At 73.3% G+C, this 18,093-nt stretch carries 16 protein-coding genes and 1 pseudogene; 10 read left to right on the top strand and 7 right to left on the bottom strand.

Annotation, left to right across the window (positions count from 1 at the left end; all coding sequences use genetic code 11):
- Positions 1-260 precede the first annotated feature (260 nt).
- A pseudogene (gene aroQ, locus JL106_RS19615) lies at positions 261-689 on the top strand (type II 3-dehydroquinate dehydratase); the annotation flags it as partial.
- Positions 690-909: 220 nt separating this feature from the next.
- Here the strand turns inward: aroQ and JL106_RS19610 are convergent.
- On the bottom strand, positions 910-1,941 hold the full coding sequence (locus JL106_RS19610) for an LLM class flavin-dependent oxidoreductase (RefSeq protein ID WP_205262465.1): 1,032 nt from the start codon (positions 1,939-1,941) through the stop codon (positions 910-912).
- Positions 1,942-2,096: 155 nt separating this feature from the next.
- On the opposite strand from JL106_RS19610, the gene JL106_RS19605 reads away from it, so the two are divergent.
- Positions 2,097-2,498, top strand: coding sequence for an MmcQ/YjbR family DNA-binding protein (locus JL106_RS19605; protein ID WP_205262464.1), 402 nt, complete (start codon positions 2,097-2,099; stop codon positions 2,496-2,498).
- 13 nt (positions 2,499-2,511) lie between these two features.
- On the opposite strand, the gene JL106_RS19600 is transcribed toward JL106_RS19605, so the two are convergent.
- Positions 2,512-3,150: a TIGR03086 family metal-binding protein gene (locus tag JL106_RS19600; protein ID WP_205262463.1), complete on the bottom strand. Its 639-nt coding sequence runs from the start codon at positions 3,148-3,150 to the stop codon at positions 2,512-2,514.
- Positions 3,151-3,342: 192 nt separating this feature from the next.
- On the opposite strand from JL106_RS19600, the gene JL106_RS19595 reads away from it, so the two are divergent.
- Together JL106_RS19595 and JL106_RS19590 are read left to right on the top strand one after the other, a co-directional pair.
- Entirely contained in the window at positions 3,343-3,708 is a 366-nt protein-coding gene (locus JL106_RS19595) for a YciI family protein (RefSeq protein ID WP_205262462.1), read from the top strand.
- Between the two features lie 13 nt (positions 3,709-3,721).
- Positions 3,722-5,032, top strand: a complete 1,311-nt coding sequence (locus JL106_RS19590) for an RNA polymerase sigma factor (protein ID WP_205262461.1) — start codon at positions 3,722-3,724, stop codon at positions 5,030-5,032.
- A 338-nt stretch (positions 5,033-5,370) separates the two neighbouring features.
- Here JL106_RS19590 and JL106_RS19585 read toward each other — a convergent pair whose 3' ends face one another.
- Positions 5,371-6,573: a discoidin domain-containing protein gene (locus JL106_RS19585; protein WP_205262460.1), complete on the bottom strand. Its 1,203-nt coding sequence runs from the start codon at positions 6,571-6,573 to the stop codon at positions 5,371-5,373.
- A 155-nt stretch (positions 6,574-6,728) separates the two neighbouring features.
- Between JL106_RS19585 and JL106_RS19580 the strand changes: the two genes are divergently transcribed.
- On the top strand, positions 6,729-7,001 hold the full coding sequence (locus tag JL106_RS19580) for a mycoredoxin (protein WP_328842599.1): 273 nt from the start codon (positions 6,729-6,731) through the stop codon (positions 6,999-7,001).
- Between the two features lie 33 nt (positions 7,002-7,034).
- Here the strand turns inward: JL106_RS19580 and JL106_RS19575 are convergent, their stop codons facing one another.
- Together JL106_RS19575 and JL106_RS19570 are read right to left on the bottom strand one after the other, a co-directional pair.
- Positions 7,035-9,137 (bottom strand): TPM domain-containing protein, encoded by a 2,103-nt coding sequence (locus tag JL106_RS19575; protein ID WP_205262458.1) that lies wholly within the window; start codon positions 9,135-9,137, stop codon positions 7,035-7,037.
- A gap of 108 nt (positions 9,138-9,245) precedes the next feature.
- The gene (locus JL106_RS19570) at positions 9,246-11,339 is read right to left on the bottom strand and encodes a glycoside hydrolase family 15 protein (RefSeq protein ID WP_205262468.1); all 2,094 of its coding nucleotides are present in this window, start codon (positions 11,337-11,339) and stop codon (positions 9,246-9,248) included.
- Between the two features lie 238 nt (positions 11,340-11,577).
- Between JL106_RS19570 and JL106_RS19565 the strand changes: the two genes are divergently transcribed.
- Positions 11,578-13,293, top strand: coding sequence for an amidohydrolase (locus tag JL106_RS19565; protein ID WP_205262457.1), 1,716 nt, complete (start codon positions 11,578-11,580; stop codon positions 13,291-13,293).
- Positions 13,294-13,398: 105 nt separating this feature from the next.
- Positions 13,399-13,620, top strand: coding sequence for a hypothetical protein (locus JL106_RS19560; RefSeq protein WP_205262456.1), 222 nt, complete (start codon positions 13,399-13,401; stop codon positions 13,618-13,620).
- On the opposite strand, the gene JL106_RS19555 is transcribed toward JL106_RS19560, so the two are convergent.
- Positions 13,583-14,008 (bottom strand): pyridoxamine 5'-phosphate oxidase family protein, encoded by a 426-nt coding sequence (locus JL106_RS19555; protein WP_205262455.1) that lies wholly within the window; start codon positions 14,006-14,008, stop codon positions 13,583-13,585. The genes JL106_RS19560 and JL106_RS19555 overlap by 38 nt on opposite strands.
- 86 nt (positions 14,009-14,094) lie before the next feature.
- On the opposite strand from JL106_RS19555, the gene JL106_RS21325 reads away from it, so the two are divergent.
- The 3 genes from JL106_RS21325 to JL106_RS19540 all read left to right on the top strand — a co-directional run bounded on the left by JL106_RS21325 (position 14,095) and on the right by JL106_RS19540 (position 17,117).
- Positions 14,095-14,451 (top strand): metal-sensitive transcriptional regulator, encoded by a 357-nt coding sequence (locus JL106_RS21325; protein WP_205262454.1) that lies wholly within the window; start codon positions 14,095-14,097, stop codon positions 14,449-14,451.
- Between the two features lie 68 nt (positions 14,452-14,519).
- A complete protein-coding gene (locus JL106_RS19545) occupies positions 14,520-14,726 on the top strand; it encodes a heavy-metal-associated domain-containing protein (protein WP_205262453.1) in 207 nt (68 codons plus the stop codon).
- Positions 14,727-14,792: 66 nt separating this feature from the next.
- A complete protein-coding gene (locus JL106_RS19540; protein ID WP_205262452.1) occupies positions 14,793-17,117 on the top strand; it encodes a heavy metal translocating P-type ATPase in 2,325 nt (774 codons plus the stop codon).
- Positions 17,118-17,127: 10 nt separating this feature from the next.
- On the opposite strand, the gene JL106_RS19535 is transcribed toward JL106_RS19540, so the two are convergent.
- Positions 17,128-18,054: a universal stress protein gene (locus tag JL106_RS19535; protein WP_205262451.1), complete on the bottom strand. Its 927-nt coding sequence runs from the start codon at positions 18,052-18,054 to the stop codon at positions 17,128-17,130.
- Positions 18,055-18,093: the final 39 nt, after the last annotated feature.

The raw sequence follows: 18,093 nt of genomic DNA, 5'->3' as shown, positions 1-18,093 counted from the left end.
GCACTCGCCAGGGTGTGGGAGAGTAGGACACCGCCGGACAATCATTCACAAGAGCAGGGAGCGACCCCATACCGGGTCCTCCCTGCTCTTGCATTTCCGGCTCTTTCTTCGGCCGGTGGTACCGGTTTCGAGCCTCGGCCGCCGTTCCGTCACGTGACGGGAGCGCCGTCGTTCCGCGTCCACTGTGTCGTCCTCATCGCTTGGTACCGTCCGGTGCTGCTCGTTGAGATCGTGAGAACGCCTGGAGGTCGGTCGTGACGCTGTCGGTGTCGGTCCTGAACGGACCCAACCTGAATCTGCTCGGCTCGCGCCGTCCCGAGGTCTACGGTCATGCGACCCTCGCCGACGTCGAGGCGATGTGCCGGCAGCAGGCCACCGCGCTCGGACTCGAGCTGCACTTCGCGCAGACCAACCACGAGGGCCAGCTCGTCGACTGGGTCCAGGAGATCGGTGCGGCGGTCGCCGCCGGCACCTCCATCGGAGCGGTCATCAATCCGGGTGCCTATGCGCACACCTCGGTCGCCCTCCGCGACGCCGTCGAGGGAGCCCGCACCCCGGTCGTCGAGGTGCACATCTCCAACGTCCACGCTCGCGAGACCTTCCGGCACCACTCGTACCTGTCGCCCGTGACCGTCGGACAGATCGTCGGACTCGGCGTGCTCGGCTACCCCCTGGGGATCCAGGCGCTGCACCAGCTCAGCCAGCCCGGGTCCGATGCGACGGCGAGTCCGGCCGGCGTCGCCGAACAGCTCGCCGAAGGTGGGTCCCTGCCGGTGCGCCGACCGGTCAGTGACGTCTCGTACACCAGCTGACCTGAGAGTCCGGACGCACTCTCCCGGTCACCGGTGTCGGACCACCCGCCGGGCGATGACTCCCGTCACGTCCACGCCGGCTCGTGACGGACGGCCGTCAGCCGATCAACCGAGGCAGCACCTGATCGGCGAAGCGTTCGTCGGCCTCCGCCAGCAGGGCGGGGTCCGCGTCCCGTGACCCCGGCACGACGATGATCCGGTCCAGGCCCAGGTCGAACAAGCGGTGCAACCGGTCGAGGCACTGCTCGGCGGAGCCCAGCACGGCGAACCGGTCCAGGAACTCGTCGGGCAGGAGTGCGACGTGGTCGGCCGTGCTGAGTCCGTGCTGCGCCTCCTGGTAGGCCCGGCCGAACCGGCTGATCACCGCACGGTCGCCGTCCGACAGCGAGCGCAACGGTCCCTCGCTCACGAAGTGGGCGAAGATCGCCGCACTGCCCCGCACCAGCTGCCGGGCCACCGTGACGTCCGGATGCACCGCGACGTTGACGAAGGCGCCGAGCGACACTGTCTGATCCGGTCCGGCGGCCCGTCGCGCCACGTCCACCGCCCACGCGATGCGTGCAGGATCGGCTCCCACGGTCAGATCGACCCGGCTGGCCGCCCGGACGCCGGCGGCGATGGTGGCCGGCCCGGTCGCGGCTACCGACACCGGCACCGGGAGCAGGGCGTCGCCGGTGAACCACCTCATGGTGGCCGTCGGGCCGTCGTTCCCCTCGGCCACGACACCGGCTGCCTCGAGCTGCACCGGCCGCCCGCTCAGGAAGCCGCGCACCTCACGGACCGCTCGCTCCAGCTCCGGCGTGCTCGCCGGGGCCAGACCGAGCTGCCGGACCGCGGAGTCACCGCGACCCAGGATCGCCACGGCCCGTCCACCGGACTCACCGTGCAAGCTGGCCAGCGCGGACGCGGTCACCGCGGGATGCCGCGTGATCGGATTGGTGACGCCGGGCCCCAGCCGGAGCCTGGACGTCGCGGCCGCGGCCAACGCCAACTCGACGTACGGATCGCCGACCAGGATCTCGCTGTCGGCCAGCAGCAGGCCCGTGTAGCCGGACGCCTCGGCGCGCCGGGCCAGCGGCACCACGCGACCGGGGACGGGGAAGCCGTGCAACCAGACCTCGCGGCGCACGCCGCCACCTCCCGGTGATCGCGTCCCGCGGTGACGGAACGACGGCACGGTACCCGGTGCGACCTGGGGTGGCCGTGAACTCCCGCACCGGCCACCATCGAGGGCGCGGCGCGCACGCGTCCGCCGCAGACACGCACCGACCCGGGAGCGCAGCGATGGCCGATCTCGACGACGTCCAGCGGCTGGCCGCCGCCCTGCCCGAGGTGAGCGAGTCGACCAGCTACGGCCACCGGGCCTGGTCGGTGCACGGCAAGGCGTTCGTCTGGGAGCGGCCGCTCCGTCGATCGGACTGGCAGTCGCTGGATCTGGAACCGACCGGCGCCCCGGTCCTCGGTGTTCGCGTGCCGGACCTGGCCGACAAGGACGCGCTCATCGCCGAGAACCCTGAGAGTTGCTTCACGACCCCGCACTTCGACGGCCACCCAGCGGTCCTGGTCTGGCTGGACCGGGTCGGGGAGGACCTGCTGGCGGAGATGATCACCGACGCATGGCGGGTCCGCGCGCCGAAGCGACTGATCCGCGCCGCCTTCCCCGACGAGAACCCCGGGCCGTCCTGACGCCGTCCCGGTCTCAGGCAGGCGGCCGCCACCCCGGGTCCCGCCCACTGAGGCCCAGCGCCCGATCGAACTCCGACGCGTCCCCGGGCACCGGCACCTCCGGTCCGAAGATGGTGTCCCGCATCGCCCGCTGGTCCGGCGCGGTCGCCTCCTGGGTCATGTGGTGCAGCAACGCGGCGTGCTGTGGGTCGACCGCGTACGGCTGCCCGGTGGCCGCGGCCAGATCCCAGCCGTGCAGCACCAGCTCCTGGGTGGCCACCCGGCCGGCGACGCCGCCCGGCATGGTCACCCCGCCGGCTTCACCGGACCCGTCCCAGGCCGCCGGGTCGTCCCATGCCCGGGCCAGTCGCTGCAGCCGACCCGGCAGCAGCTGACGCCAGTGGGGGTCCAAGTGCTCGAGCGTGGCCTGCCCCTGCACCGACTCCTGCTGCAACTCCGCCCGCAGCGCCGGGTCATCCGTCCGGTCCGCCGCCACGGTGAACGCGACCGACAGGCCCATGACGTGGTCGAGCAGGTCGCCCACCCGGTACTGCGCGCACGGTGTGGGGCCGGTCAGCTGGTCGTCGGTGATCCCGGCGGCGACCTCGGCGATCGCCTGCGCTGCGGGATGCAGATCGGGATCGGCGGCCCAGGCTGGGCGTGACTCGGTCATGGACGACTCCTTCGCATCGACGGACGGGGCACGCAGGGACCGACCGCCGGACACCGAGCGATTCAGCGGTGCCCGTTCCGGCGGTGACCGCTTCCCGCCCGAGGAATTCTGCGCTTGGCTGTCGATCTGCGGGGCCGCCTGCGTCACCGGTGTGACGGCGGCACACGAGCCGCCCGGACGGCAGGAGCCGAGATGGACTACATGATCCTCATCTACCGCGACGAAGCCGATGCGCCGGAGCCCGGCAGCCCGGAGCACGGGCAGATGCTGGCCGGCTGGCTCGCGTTCAACCAGCGCCTCATCGACGGTGGCCACTGGATCACCGGGGGCGCGCTGGCGCTGAGCGACACCGCCACGACGGTGCGGCTCGACGGCAACGGCAGCGCTCCGGGCACGGTGACCGACGGGCCGTACGCCGAGACCAAGGAACAGCTCGGCGGCTACTACCTCATCTCGGCGCCCGATCTGGACGTGGCGCTGGAACTGGCCCGGGCCCTGCCCATCCGGGACGCGTCCGTCGAGGTGCGGCCGGTGGCCTCCCGTCCGGACGCCGGATGACCGGCAGTCCCCGATGACCGCCGCGACGCCGGGCGAGATCGACCGAGTGATCGGCGCGCTCGCCCGGCGGCACGGTGGTGCGCTGGTCGCCGCGCTGGCCGGTCGGTACAGCGACGTGGCGCTGGCCGACGACGCCGTGCAGGACGCGCTCGTCGAGGCGTGGCAGCGCTGGCCCGACACCGGTGTTCCGGACAACCCGCCGGGTTGGCTGACCACGGTCGCGCACCGCAAGGCGCTGGACCGGCTGCGCCGCACCGCCGCCGAACAGCGGCGGGTGGCAGCGGTGGCACCCGAGGTGGTCGCCCGCGGTGCGGACGTCGACCACGTCAGGCCGGCGGCGGGGGAGCCTGGTGGAGCGGAGGGGGAGGTGACGCTGGTGCGCGACGAGGGGCAGATCCGCGACGACCAGTTGCGTCTGCTGCTGCTGTGCACCCATCCGGCCCTGCACCGGGACGCCCAGGTGGCCCTGACGCTGCGCCTGGTCGGCGGCCTGAGCACCTCGGAGGTGGCCGCCGCGTTCCTGGTCCCGGAGACGACGATGGCGCAGCGCATCGTCCGGGCCAAGCACAAGATCCGCACCGCGCGGATCCCGCTGACCGTGCCGGCCGATCTGACCGGCCGGCTCGACGTGCTGCTCACGGTCCTGTACCTCGTGTTCAACGAGGGATACCTGGCGCACGGCACCACCGGGCCCCTGCGGGTGGACCTGCTCGCCGAGTCGGTCCGGCTCACCGAACTCCTGGCCGGTCTGCTGCCCGACCGGGCCGAGGTGGGTGGTCTGCTGGCGCTGCAGTGGTTCACCCGGTCCCGCGAGACCACGCGGTTCACCGGGGACGGTGACCTGGTCACCCTGGATCGGCAGGACCGCACCCGCTGGGACCGGACCTGCATCGATCGCGGCAACCGGGTCCTGACCGCCGCGCTCCGGCGGGCCGCCCCGGGGCCGTTCCAGGTCCGGGCGCTCATCGCCGGCGAGCACGCGAACGCGCGGACCGCAGCGGACACGGACTGGCCGGCGATCGTCCGGCTCTACCGGCAGCTGGTGGCGATGACCGGCTCGCCGGTCGAACGGCTCAACCTGGCCGTGGCGACGGCCGAGGCCGATGGCGCTCCGGCGGGACTGGCCGTGCTGGCGACGATCTCGGGTCTGGACCGGTACCACCTGTTCCACGCAGCCGCTGCTGAGCTCGCCCTGCGGGCCGGTGATGCCGCGGCCGCGGCCGCGTCGTTCGACCGGGCGCTGGAGCTGGTCACCGCACCGGCCGAGCAGCGGCACCTGGCGCGTCGGCTGGCGGTGGCGCGCGCCGGCGTCCCCACGGCCTGAGCCGGGGTGCGGCCCGATGGCCCCGCACCCCCGGCCGGGTCCCGGTCGACGGACTCGGGATCAACGACGCTCGACGAACTGGTCGCGGGCGAGCACCCCGATGTCCGGTTGGTCGGTGAAGAAGCCGTCGACTCCGGCGGCACACCGGAGACGGCGGAGGCGCTGTCGGTGTGCGGGCGGGCTCGAGCACCATGTCACGGCGATGCACCAGCAGCAGGCACGGCTCACCGCGCGGCCGACGTGGGCCTGCTTCGACGACTTCGGTGCGGCCGGATGCCGGGCTTCCTGCAAACGGCTCGCGGCCGGTCGGTCGGGCTGACCCCGGCTGCGCCGGGGTCTCACTCCAGCCCGCGGAACGCCACCTCGCTGACCGCCATGGTGTCGACCGCGGCCCACTGCGCACCGGTGTCGTCGGTGATGGTCCGGCCGGGGGCGGTCTCCAGGACGGTCATCCGCGCGGTCGAGGTGGTGGTCGAGACCGGCGTCCACTGCAGGTCGCGCTGCCCGGCCGGGGTGGCCTCGACGACCGTGCCGTCGTCGAACTCCCACTGCACCCGCAGCACGGTCCGGCCCTGGACGAACCGGTCGGAACCGTCCACCTCGTCGATCTTGTCGTAGCCCGGGATGATCCCGACCTCGGTGAGGGTGACGGGTGCGCCGAAGTCGACCGTCAGGGTCTGCCCGACGCCGTCACCCTGACAGCGCCACGCCGTGTCCGGCAGACCGTCGAACGCATTGGCCGGGTCGTAGGTCTGCGGCACGCCGGCGCTGTCCATCCCCTGAGGCGCCGTGCAGGTGGCGGTGCCATCCACCGGGACCGGGTCGAACGGCAGCGTCGGCAGGGCGGTGTCGCTCGACCCGTCGTCATCGGTCGGGAACGAGTCGTCGCCGGGGTCGTTCGGCGGCCGATCCGGCGGGGGCACGGTCGAGGTGCCGCCGGACCCGGCCGCGACGTCGGCGGTGGTGGACCGATCGGCCAGCGTCGAGCTGCCGGAGTCGTCGCGACCGCCGAACCAGTACCCGCCCAGCCAGGCGCCCGCGATGATCAGCGCTGCCAGCGCACCCAGCGCGACGGCCGTCGCGGTGGCCCGGCGCCGGCGTCGGGCGGGGTCCGGAACGGTGCCGGGCGGCGGCGTTGCGATAGGCGGCGTCGCCGGTGGGGGCGTCACGGTTGGGGGTGCTCCGACGACGACCCCGGGGCCGCCGATCCCGGCGGTCGCCGGCAGCACCGTGGTGGCGTCCTCGTCCCGAACATCGGGATCGGGATCGGCTCGCACCTCGGCGTCGGTCGGCCCGGCATCGGCCGCCCCGGGCTCGGCCGGGGCTGTGGTCCACGCCGCGGCCGGCACCGCCCCGGACGCTCCGCCGACCACCGGGACGGGTTCGGTGATCGGCCCGTCCGGCCCCGGATCTCCGGTCGGGTCGGGAGCCGGCGTGGCACCGCCGGCGGGCGGGCTCGTGGGCGCGTTGATCGCGCCGCAGTGCAGGCACACCGTGCCGTCGCTGGTGGGGCGGCTGCAGACCGGGCAGGGCACGCTCATCGCGTCGTGCCCCGATCCGCCGGCCGTTCGCCCCCGGTCGTCCGGCTCCCTGCCCGTGCCGGTCCCCGCCACCGTCGCATGACCTGCTCCCCCTGCTGTCGGCCCCACTCGGTCGGATGCGGAATGCCGACCCTGACCGGCTGGTTGTCCCTCCCGTGACCACCAGCGCAGTCGACTCCCGCCCCGACTCCGATCGTCCCACGATCTACCTGACCTCGTGGTGTCCGTTCTGCAACCGTCTCGTCGCCCAGCTCGACGCCGCCGGTGTCGAGTACGACGCGGTGGACGTGGACGAGGACGAGGAGGCCGGCGAGCTGGTCAAGCAGCTCAACGGCGGCAACCGGGTCGTGCCCACCGTCGTGTTCGCGGACGGTTCGGCGCTGACCAACCCGCCCGCGCAGGTCGTGATCGGCAAGCTCGGCAGCTGACGACCCGGCGGTTCCGGTCCGGGCGCGTGGCGGTCAGAAGCGTCCGCCGCCCCCGCGCCCGCCTCCTCCGCCGAAGCTGCCGCCGCCGCCACGTCCGCCGCCGCTGAAGCCGCCGCCGCGGTAGCCGCCGCCGAACCCGCCGCCGTAGCCGCCACCGCGGCGGCTGCCGCCGGACAGCATCCCGCCGAGGATGCCGCCGATCAGAGCCCCGGCGAAATCGCTACCGCCGCCGCGGGACCCGCCGCTGAAACCGGAGACATCGGACTGGGCCAGCCGGATGGCCTCTCGGGCCAGCGTGCGCGCCTGCTGCGCCTCCTGCAGCGCACCGTCCGGGTCGGCTCCGGCCATACCGGCCGCCCGGTCCAGGTGCCGATGGGCCTCGGTGAGCCGGGTCCGGGCCTGGGCCAGCACCGCACCGCGGCGGGTGCCGATGTAGTCCTCGGCCTGGGCCACCTCGGCCTGGGCGGTGCTGAACGCCTGCTGCAGCTGGGTCGCCGCGCGCTCCTGGTACTGCTGGGCGGACAGCGTGTTGGCCAGGATGACGTCCAGCGCCTGGTCGGCCTCCTGCACCTTGGCCAGCGCCGTCAGCGGATCGGCGGTCCCCGCGGCCGAGTCGGCCACCGCGAGCACCGCCTCCACCTGGTCCATCCGTCCGGTGAGGTCGCCCGCGGCCGCCCCGGTCGGCGCCTGAGCCAGGGCGGTCCGGCACTGGGCCAGTTCGGCGCGCACCGCATGGGTGGCTCCGGTCAGCCGGGCGGCGGCGTCCGCCAGGTCTCGTCCGGTCCGGTCGATGGCGTCCAGCAGGGTGCGGGCCTGGGCCACCGACTCCTGCGCCCGCCGGGCGGCCAGCACGGCCGGCACCGCCGGACTGGCCAGGGCAGAGGCCGCGAGGGCCGGATCCGCGGCTGCCGCGGGCGTCGCGGCGGCCACCGTGTCGGAGCCACCGGACTCCGTCGCGGTGGGCGCGTCGGTGGCCTCCCGCACGGCCTCGTCGGCGAACTCCAGCCGCCGTTCGGCCTCCGTGACGTTGTCCAGCACGGTGTCCAGCGCCGCCGGGGAGAACCGCTGCTGCAGCGACCGCAGGGTCTCGGTCGCTCCCGGCACCCGGGCGCGCTGCGCCTGGATCTCTCCGGGCAGCTGGGCCACGACCTCCGGCAGGCGGGTCTTCAGGTCGCGCAGCGCCTCGAACTCGGCGCTCTGCTCGTCCAGGCTGGCGTCGGCCTCGGCGCACCGGCGCAGGATCTCCTGCATCATCCGGCGGCGATCGGCTTCGCTCTCCGGGACCTCGTCGTCGATCTGCTGGCGCAGCTCGAAGGCCGCGGTCAGCGAGGCCCGCGCCGCCTCGAACGCCTGCTGGAACGGGGCGGTGGCCGGCGCGCCGAGCTGGTCCCGCGCCGCCGACAGCTCGAACTCGCTGCGGCGCACCGCGTCGTCGGTCTCGATGAGCGCGGCCACGCTGCGGTCGGACAGCTGCTGGAACGGCTCCTCCGGCTCGGCGCTGGTGGCACCGGCGTGCTCGGTCCTGTGCTTGCGGGACCGCCGGTAGAGCAGCCAGCCACCACCGCCGAGCAGCACCACGGCGCCAGCGCCGAGGATGATCGCGCCGGAGTTGCTGCCGCTGGATCTCTGGTTCAGGCCGTCGGCGAGCGCGATCGCCGCTCCGCTCCAATCACCCTGGGACAGCTGCGGTCGGACCTCGTCGGTGACGACGGTGTCGAGCTGGGTCTCGGTCAGCGGGAACTCGTCTGCAGACCAGTAGCCGTACGCGCGGTCGTTGACCGCCACCGCCAACACCATCGCGTCCGACCCGAAGCCGGAGGCGTCGAAAGTAGAGGCCGCCCAAGCGTTCCCGTCCTGCCCGTCGAACGTCTCGACGTACACCACCCACAACTGGATCTGCCGCTGGGTCTCCAGGTCCGAGATCGCCGACTGCACCGCCGCGGTGTCGGTGCCTAGCACCCCGACCTGGTCGGTGATCGGCTGCGGCAGCCGGAACGGCGGGGTCGCACCCGCCGACGGCGCGCTCAGCGCACCGCCGACGAGCAGCAGCAGCGCCACCCCGACGGCGCGGGCCACCCGCCCGGCCCGCGTGGACGCGGGTAGGCGGGCGGCGGGCTCGGACGTCGGCATGGGCATCAGCAGTTCCCTCCCGGATGGTCGGCCGCGGGTCGGTCCGGACTGACCGGGCGCGGCACTCGACCGTCAGTACCCGTCGATCCTGTCAGCCGGTCGGCGGATCGGTCGTCAGTGCCGGTTGGCCGGGTTGAACCCGAACAGCCGCGAACTCTCCTCGGCCCGGATGACGTGGGTGACTGCGTTGATCAGCGCCAGGTGGGTGAATGCCTGCGGGAAGTTGCCGAGGTGCCGGCCCGTGGTCGGGTCCAGCTCCTCCGCGTACAGGTTGAGCGGGGACGCGTGGGACAGCAGCCGCTCGCACAGTTGCCGGGCCATGTCCACCTCGCCGATCTCGACCAGCGCGGAGACCATCCAGAAGGAGCAGATGGTGAACGTGCCCTCCTCACCGGACAGGCCGTCGTCGGTCTCGTCGACCCGGTACCGCAGGATGAACCCCGACTCGTTGAGCTCATCGTTGATGGCCAGCACGGTCTTGCGGACCCGCTCGTCGTGCGGCGGGAGGAACCGCAGCAGCGGCATGAGCAGCAGCGAAGCGTCCAGTGCGTCGGAGCCGTACCGCTGCACGAAGACGCCGCGCTCGTCGACGCCGTTGGTGCAGATGTCCTCGTGGATCTCGTCCGCGATGGCCTGCCACTTGTCCGCGGTCTCCTTGGAGTCGTGCAGCCGGGCCAGCCGGACGCCGCGATCCATGGCCACCCAGCACATGATCTTGGACGACACGAAGTGCTGTTCCTCGCCGCGGACCTCCCAGATGCCGCGGTCCGGCGCGCGCCAGTGCGCGGCGGCCTGTTCCACCTGGGCCACGACGATCGGCCACAGCTCCTCGGGCATCTGCTCCCGGGACCGGGTGTGCAGGTAGATGGAGTCGAGCAGCGCGCCCCAGACGTCGTGCTGCTTCTGGTTGTAGGCGCCGTTGCCGATGCGTACCGGCCGGGCGTCGTCGTACCCGCCGAGGTGGTCCAGGACCTCCTCGGTCAGCGTCCGCTCACCGCCGACGCCGTACATGATCTGCAGGTCGTTGGGGTTGTCCTTGCAGACGTCGTGGATGAAGTAGAAGAAGTCGTTGGCCTCCCGGTCGAAGCCCAGGGTGTACAGGCCCCAGAGGGCGAAGGTGGAGTCCCGGATCCAGGAGAACCGGTAGTCCCAGTTGCGTTCGCCGCCGGGCGTCTCCGGCAACGAGGTGGTCGCCGCGGCCAGCAGCGCCCCGGTCGGCGCGTACGACAGGCCCTTGAGCGCGAGCGCGGAGGACTGCAGGTAGATCCGCCACGGGTGGTCCGGGAACGTGCCGCGGGTCAGCCACTCCCGCCAGTACTCGCCGGTGCGCCACATCTGGTCCTCGGCCTCGGCGACGTCACGGGGCGCCGGCAGGTCCGAGAAACTGAGGGCCACGTAATGGGTGTCGCCGAGCGACATCTTGGTGCGGGCCAGCACCGAGCGGCCCTCCACGCCGAGGCGCAGCGAGCTGGTCAGGGTGATCTTCGGTCCGTTCTCGCCCTGCGGCACCGCCTCGACCACGGAGTAGTCGTCGCCGGGGTAGGTCCACTCACCGCTGGTCCGCGCGTAGTCGAACACCGGGTCGCAGTTCACCGAGAGGTCGACGGTGCCGTTCACGCACTTGATGGTGCGCAGCAGCGTGTGCGCGGCGTCGTAGTCGGTGGGGGAACGGCGGTGCGTCTTGGACCTGGCCTCGACGTTGTGCCAGGGCCCCATGATCAGCGCGTCCCGGACGGTGAGCCAGCCGGTCGGGGTCTGCCAGGTCGTCTCCAGCACCAGCGTCCCGGGCAGGTACCGCCGGGCCACGGGCACCTGGACCCCGAAGGGGCCGACCCGGAACGAACCGCCGGAACGGTCCAGCAGCTGGCTGAACACGCTCGGCGAGTCCGGGCGGGGGAAGCACATCCACTCGACCGCGCCGGACGGGGCGATCAGGCAGTTGGTCTCGCAGTCCGAGAGGAACGCGTAGTCGGCGATGTTCGGGAAGTTCCCGGACGAGTGGAACGAGTCCTCCGGATGGTCCGGGGTGTGCGGGCTCGGGGCCAGGCGCTGGGCGGGGCGGCCGTCCGGGATCGGCTTGTCCGCGGTCAGCTGCGCGCCGAGGCCGTCGGCGGTGTCGTCGGCACCCCGGCTCAGCGGGCGGCGCCGGGCTGACTCCGGCCCGTTGGCGGTCTTGGCTGCGGTCGCTGTCGACTCGGTGTCCACCATCGGCTCATTGTCGGCCATGCGGTCCTCCCCCTCACGTCGGCGGTGTCGACCGCCAGGATCGACCCTTGTCTTCCCGATCCGGGGCGTGTCAAACTCACCACGCAACGTGATCATCGCGCGGGCGATCGAGCGATCGACGCCCCGGGATCGCGGAAGGAGCCGGTGGGGGCCGGTCGTCCGTGCGAACCGCTGCGCCCCGTGGGTCCGGGTGACGCGCTCGAGTGCTTGGGGGAGCACCATGACGGCTGATCACGTGCTGTCGGCGTCCACGATCGTCACGATGGATCCGGCGCGCCCGCGGGCGACCTCGGTCGCGCTGGACACGGCCGCCGGCACCATCGTCGCGGTCGGCACGCTCGACGAGTGCCGGGCGGCCGCGCCCGGCGCCCGGGAGACGGACCTCGGCGCCGCGGTGCTGGCACCCGGGCTCATCGAGCCACACGGTCACCCGTTCGTCTCCGGGGTGGCCACCCAGCCGCCGGCCATCTGGATCGCCCCGTACGTCGGCTACCCGTCGTGGAACGACGTGCAGGCGCTCTTCCGCCGCTGCCAGACCGAGCAACCGCCCGGGGTGCCCCTGCTGTTCAACGGGCTGGACCGGCTGTTGCAGCAGGCCCCGGAGCCCGACATCGAACTGCTGGACGGGTTCTTCCCGGACCGGCCGGTCGCCGTGCTCGACAACTCCGGCCACATGGCCTTCTTCAACACCGCGACCGCGAAGCTGCTGGGCTGGGAGGCTGCACCGCCGCCGGACCCGGTCGGTGCGGCGTTCGGCCGGCACGCCGACGGCACGCCCGACGGCCGGGCGTCCGAGCTGGCCGCCGTGATGGCGGTGATCCAACCCCTGATGGCCCAGGTGGTCACCCACCCACTGCACTCGGCGGCGCAGTTCTACGCCCTCATGGCCCGCGGCGGCATCACCACCACCAGCGACATGACCTACAGCTCTGCGTATCTCAAGGGATACGAGGCGCTCGCCTCGATGCCCGACTGCCCGCTGCGGGTGTCGCTGTACCACATGTCGACCGAACCGGACGCGGACGAGCCGCTGGTCAGCGCGGTCCCGGAGGTGCTGCTGCGCAAACAGGGCATCAAGTTGTGGGCGGACGGATCACCGTGGGTCGGCTCCGCCGCGTTGACCTACCCGTACCTGGACACCGAGACGGTCCGCACCGCCGGCATCCCGCTCGGGCCCAGCGGCACGACGACGATGAACTACTCGCTCGAGCAGCTGCAGGACATCCTGGCCCGGTACGTGCCGTCCGGTTGGCAGATGGCCTTCCACGTGAACGGCGACGCCGGTCTGGACGTGGTGCTCGCGGCCTACCAGCAGGTGCTGGAGCGGTTCGGGCTGCTCGGCTCCGACCACCGGTGGCGGGTGGAGCACGTGGGCGGCGCCCGGGCCGAGCAGTTCGACCGGATCGCCGATCTCGGCCTGTACCCGTCGATGAGCCCGTTCCAGTTCATCTACTGGGGCGACCTGCTCGACGGGACCCTGTTCGCGCCCGAGATCGGGTCGCAGTGGCAGCGTTTCGGTGACGCCGAGCGGGCCGGGACGTGCCTGTCCTTCCACAACGACGGATCGGTGACGCCGCCGCTGCCGCTGCTGAACATCCAGGCCGCGATCACGCGACGGACGCCGTCCGGGACGCTGCACGGGCCGGAGCAGCGCATCGGGCTGGAGCAGGCGCTGGCCGCCCACACCGTGAACGCGGCCCGCACTCTGCGCCGCGAGCACGAGATCGGCTCGATCGAGCCGGGCAAACTGGCCGACTTCGTCGAGCTGTCCGCCGACCCGCACCAGGTCGACCCGACGGCGTTCATCGACCAGGTCGCCGTGCTCGGAACCTGGCGCGGCGGCCGCCGGATCGACCTGGGCGCCTTCCTGGCCCAGGTCGAGGCGGTCGACCCCAGCGGTCACGCGCACCTGGCCGTACCCGGCCACGCCTGCTGAGCGCAGGTCATGACCACCGAGGTGTCGCCGGTCGCCCGGTCGCATCGGCGAGCGAAGCAGCAGGTTCCGTCGCCGGACGGGGCGTCGGTCGTGTCCCGTTGAGCGGTGCCGTTGCTCGGCTCGCTGGCCGGGGTCCAGGGCGCCGACCCGGACATCGCCAGTACGGCGCTGGACGGGGCCGGCCGCAGCCTGGACATGGCCGGTGGACTGCTCGCCCTGGCCGCGAGCGTGTCCACGCTCGCCCTCTCGGCCAGCGTCATCTCCACCGGACTGCTGGCCGACCGGTTCTTCAGTCCACGAACCGCCGCACCGTCTCCGGGTCGATGATGATGCGCACCTGGTCCTGCGCCAGCATGTCGGCGAGCGCGGCGGCGCGGGCCGGATCGCGGAGATCCCAGTAGCGCTCGGCCAGCCGGCCGGCCAGGTCGTGGGCGCCGTCCGCCGTCATGGTGGCCCGGCCGGCCACCGACACCCAGCGCTCGGGTTCGCCGACGGGGGAGGCGACGACGAGCGAGGCCCGCGGATCCCGGCGCAACCGGCGGATCTTCACGGTGCCCGGACCGGTGAACAGCTGGACCGTGCCCTCATCGGTCGCCTCGAACCACACCGGCCGGGGCTGCGCCGGTGTCGGTCCGGCGGCCACGGACAGGAACCCGTACAGCGGACGGCGCAGGAGCTCGAGGTCCTGCTCGGTCAGTCCGTCGGTGTCAGTCATGGCTGGTCCAACCGATCGGGCGGCCGTCCCGTTCCCCGGCGGACCGACGGACCCGTCGCACCTGGCGCTCAGTACCCTACGGGGGTATGGTTGGTGGCGTGGACGAGACGACGACCGGATCGGTGCACCGGCATCCTGATGCGGACCCCGCGCACACCGGTCCCCACGGGTACATCTCCGGCAAGGAGGACTACCTCAAGCGGCTGCGCCGCATCGAGGGGCAGGCGCGTGGTCTGCAGCGGATGGTCGAGGACGACAAGTACTGCATCGACATCCTCACGCAGGTCTCGGCCATGACGAAGGCGCTGCAGTCGGTCGCCCTCGGGCTGCTCGACGACCACCTCTCGCACTGCGTGGTCAGTGCGGCCGCGGCCGGCGGCGACGAGGCCCAGGCCAAGGTCCGGGAGGCCTCCGAGGCCATCGCCCGGCTCGTCCGCTCCTGACCGCCGGCCGGCGACCGACCGTCGGCTCCCGAGCGCGCTCGCGCTCCCGTCTGCCCTGGAGGCACCGCATGACCGAACAGACCTGGACCGTCACCGGCATGACCTGCCAGCACTGCGTGGCGTCGGTGACCGAGGAGGTCGGCGAGGTTCCCGGTGTCCGCGAGGTCGCCGTCGACCTGGCCTCCGGGGCACTCACCGTACGCAGTGACGCGCCGGTCGCGCCGGACGCCGTCCGCGCCGCGGTCGAGGAGGCCGGCTACCAGCTCGTCGGCTGACGAGCCCCCGTCCCGCGTCGCGCCGATGCCAGCCGGCGTGGGCATGTTGCACGGCAAGGAGTTCCGATGTCCCCCAGCACCGTCCCACCCCTCACCCCGCCCTCGGACCTGCACACCGTCGACCTCTCCCTCGAGGGGATGACCTGCGCGTCCTGCGCCAACCGCATCGAGCGCAAGCTCAACAAGCTCGAGGGTGTCAGTGCGTCGGTCAACTACGCGACCGAGCAGGCCCGGGTCCGGTACCCGGCGACGGTGGATCCGGCGGCGCTGGTCGCCGCGGTCGAGCAGGCCGGGTACCGGGCGCGACTGCCCGAGCCGGAGCCGGTCGATGCCGTGGCCGGCGGCGACGTGGCCGACCGGGCCGACGGTGCGGACACCGCGACGGACGCACTGCGGCAGCGGTTGTGGATCAGTGCGGTCCTCACCGTGCCGGTCGTCGCGATGGCGATGATCCCGGCGCTGCAGTTCACGAACTGGCAGTGGGCCTCGCTCACCCTGGCCGCGCCGGTCGCGGTGTGGGGGGCATGGCCGTTCCACCGGGCCGCCTGGACCAATGCCCGGCACGGCGCCGCCGCCATGGACACGCTCATCTCGCTGGGTGTCACCGCCGCATTCGTGTGGTCCGTCGTCGCGCTGTTCTTCGGGCATGCCGGGATGCCCGGGATGACCCACGAGTTCTCGCTGAGCATCGACCGGAACGCCGCATCGGCCGACAGGAGCGGGCTCGGCAACATCTACCTGGAGGCGGCCACCGGCGTCACCACCTTCCTGCTGGCCGGGCGGTGGCTGGAGGCCCGGTCCAAACGGCGGTCCGGTGCCGCGCTGCGGGCCCTGCTGAGGCTCGGCGCGCCGGACGCCGCGGTGCTGCGGAACGGCCGCGAGGAGCGGATCCCGGTGGCTGCTCTGCTGGTCGGGGACCGGTTCGTGGTCCGCCCGGGCGAGCGGATCGCCACCGACGGCGAAGTCCTGGACGGCTCGTCCGCGGTGGACGCCTCGATGGTGACCGGGGAGCCGGTCCCGCAGGAGGTCACCGCGGGGGACGCGGTCATCGGCGGCACGGTCAACGCCGGAGGACGGCTGGTGGTCCGGGCGACCCGGGTCGGCGCGGACACCCAGCTGGCCCGGATGGCCCAGCTGGTGGAGGACGCCCAGACCGGCAAGGCCCAGGTGCAACGGCTGGCCGACCGGATCTCCGGCGTCTTCGTGCCGGTGGTGCTCGTCCTGGCGGTGGGGACGCTGGTCGGCTGGCTGCTGTCCGGCGCCGCCGCCGCCGTCGCGTTCACCGCGGCCGTGGCCGTGCTGATCATCGCCTGCCCGTGCGCGCTGGGGCTGGCCACGCCGACCGCGCTCATGGTCGGCACCGGCCGGGCGGCCCAGCTCGGCATCCTCATCAAGGGTCCCGAGGTGCTGGAGTCGACCCGGCGGGTGGACACCGTGCTGCTGGACAAGACCGGCACGGTCACCACCGGTGTGATGACCGTGCTGGACGTGGTGCCGGTCGCCGGCCAGGACGTCGGCGAGGTGCTCGGGCTGGCCGGCACGGTGGAGGCCGGGTCGGAGCACCCGATCGGACGGGCCGTGGCCGAGGCGGCCGGTCGTCGCGGTGACCTGCCCGCGGTCGATGGCTTCGCCGCCACCGGCGGGCTCGGGGTGCAGGGCGTGGTCGGGAACCGGGCCGTGGCCGTGGGGCGACCCTCGTGGCTGCGTGACGAGTGGTCGGTCGCGCTGCCCGAGTCGCTGCAGGTGGCGGCGGCGGCCGCCGGGGACGCCGGCCGGACCGCCGTCGCGGTGGCCTGGGACGGCGAGGTGCGCGGGCTGGTCGTCGTCGGTGACGAGGTGAAGGCCTCGTCGGCCGAGGCGGTCAGGCAGCTCGTCGCCCTCGGTCTGCAGCCGATGCTGCTGACCGGCGACGGCACCGGCGCCGCGCACAGCGTGGCCCGCCAGGTCGGCATCCCCGAGGACGCCGTCATCGCCGAGGTGCTGCCGCAGGACAAGGTCGCGGTGGTGCGCCGGCTGCAGGAGCAGGGCCGGGTGGTCGCGATGGTCGGCGACGGGGTGAACGACGCCGCCGCACTGGCCCAGGCCGATCTGGGCCTGGCCATGGGCACCGGCACCGACGTGGCCATCGAGGCGTCCGACCTCACCCTGGTGCGCGGCGACCTGCGGGTCGCGGTCGACGCGATCCGGCTGTCGCGGCGCACCCTGGCGGTGATCAAGGGCAACCTGTTCTGGGCCTTCGCCTACAACGTGGCCGCGATCCCGCTGGCCGCCGCGGGTCTGCTCACCCCGATGCTGGCCGGCCTGGCGATGGCGGCGTCCTCGCTGTTCGTCGTGTCGAACAGTCTGCGGCTGCGCGGGTTCCGCGCGGTCGCGCCCACCGGACCGGCCTGACGGATCCGGGTCAGCCGCGGCAGACGACCACCGGGCAGCCCGCGTGTGCCATCAGGGCCTGGCTCGTCGACCCGAGCAGCAGACCGGCGATCCCGCCCCGCCCACGGCTGCCGACGACCAGCACGGACGCCGCCTCCGACGCCAGCAGCAGGGCCGGCTTGGCCGGTCCCTGCTGCAGCACCACCTCGACGGCGACGTCCGGGAACCGGGCGTGCCGGTCGCTGAGCCGGTCGGTGATCGCGGCCCGGTGCTCCTGCTCGGCCCGGGCGGCGTCCTCGGCGCCGAGGTACTCGGGCAGCACCACCCGGAGCTCGTCCCTGCAGCTGACCACCCGCAGCGGCGCGCCGCGCAGCTGTGCCTCGGCGAAGGCGACGTCGATCGCCTGGTCGGCGGTGCCGTCTCCGTCCAGGCCCAGCACCACCGGGCCGGTCGCCGCCGGCTCGTCCCGCTCGTGCACCACCACCACCGGCACCCGGCTGCCGGAGGCCACGGCCAGCGACACCGAGCCCAGCACCGCCCCGGTGAACCGAGAGGCGTGCGCCCCGACCACGGCGAAGGCGGCGTCGGTCGAGGCGTGCACCAGCGCCTCGGCCGGGCGTTCCAGGACCGCGCGCGACCGGATCGGCAGGTGCGGATGGGCCTGCCGCACCTGCTCGTGCACGGTGTCCAGCAGGTGCTCGCTCTCCCGTCGGAGCAGGTCCTGGACGTCCCGGTCGAACGGGTTGAAGCCGGCGAAGCCCATCACCGGCAGCGAGACGGCGTGGATCAGGTCGAGTTCGGCGCCCCGCCGGTCGGCCTCCGCGGCCGCCCACCGGGCCGCATGCCGGGAGCCGTCGCTGCCGTCGACCCCGACGACCACGCGGGCACGGGGCGGCTGGGTCTGGTCCGGATCGACGTGCGGCGCGGTGGGGGACGGGACGGGATGCTGATCGGCCATGCCCCGATCCTTGCGCACCAGCGCCGGTCGCGGCGGGCG

Origin of the sequence: Nakamurella leprariae (assembly GCF_016918035.1) — a bacterium.
Taxonomy (GTDB): Bacteria; Actinomycetota; Actinomycetes; order Mycobacteriales; family Nakamurellaceae; genus Nakamurella; species Nakamurella leprariae.
The sequence above is the reverse complement of the archived record's forward strand: the minus strand, read 5'-3'. Positions and strand labels throughout refer to the sequence as shown.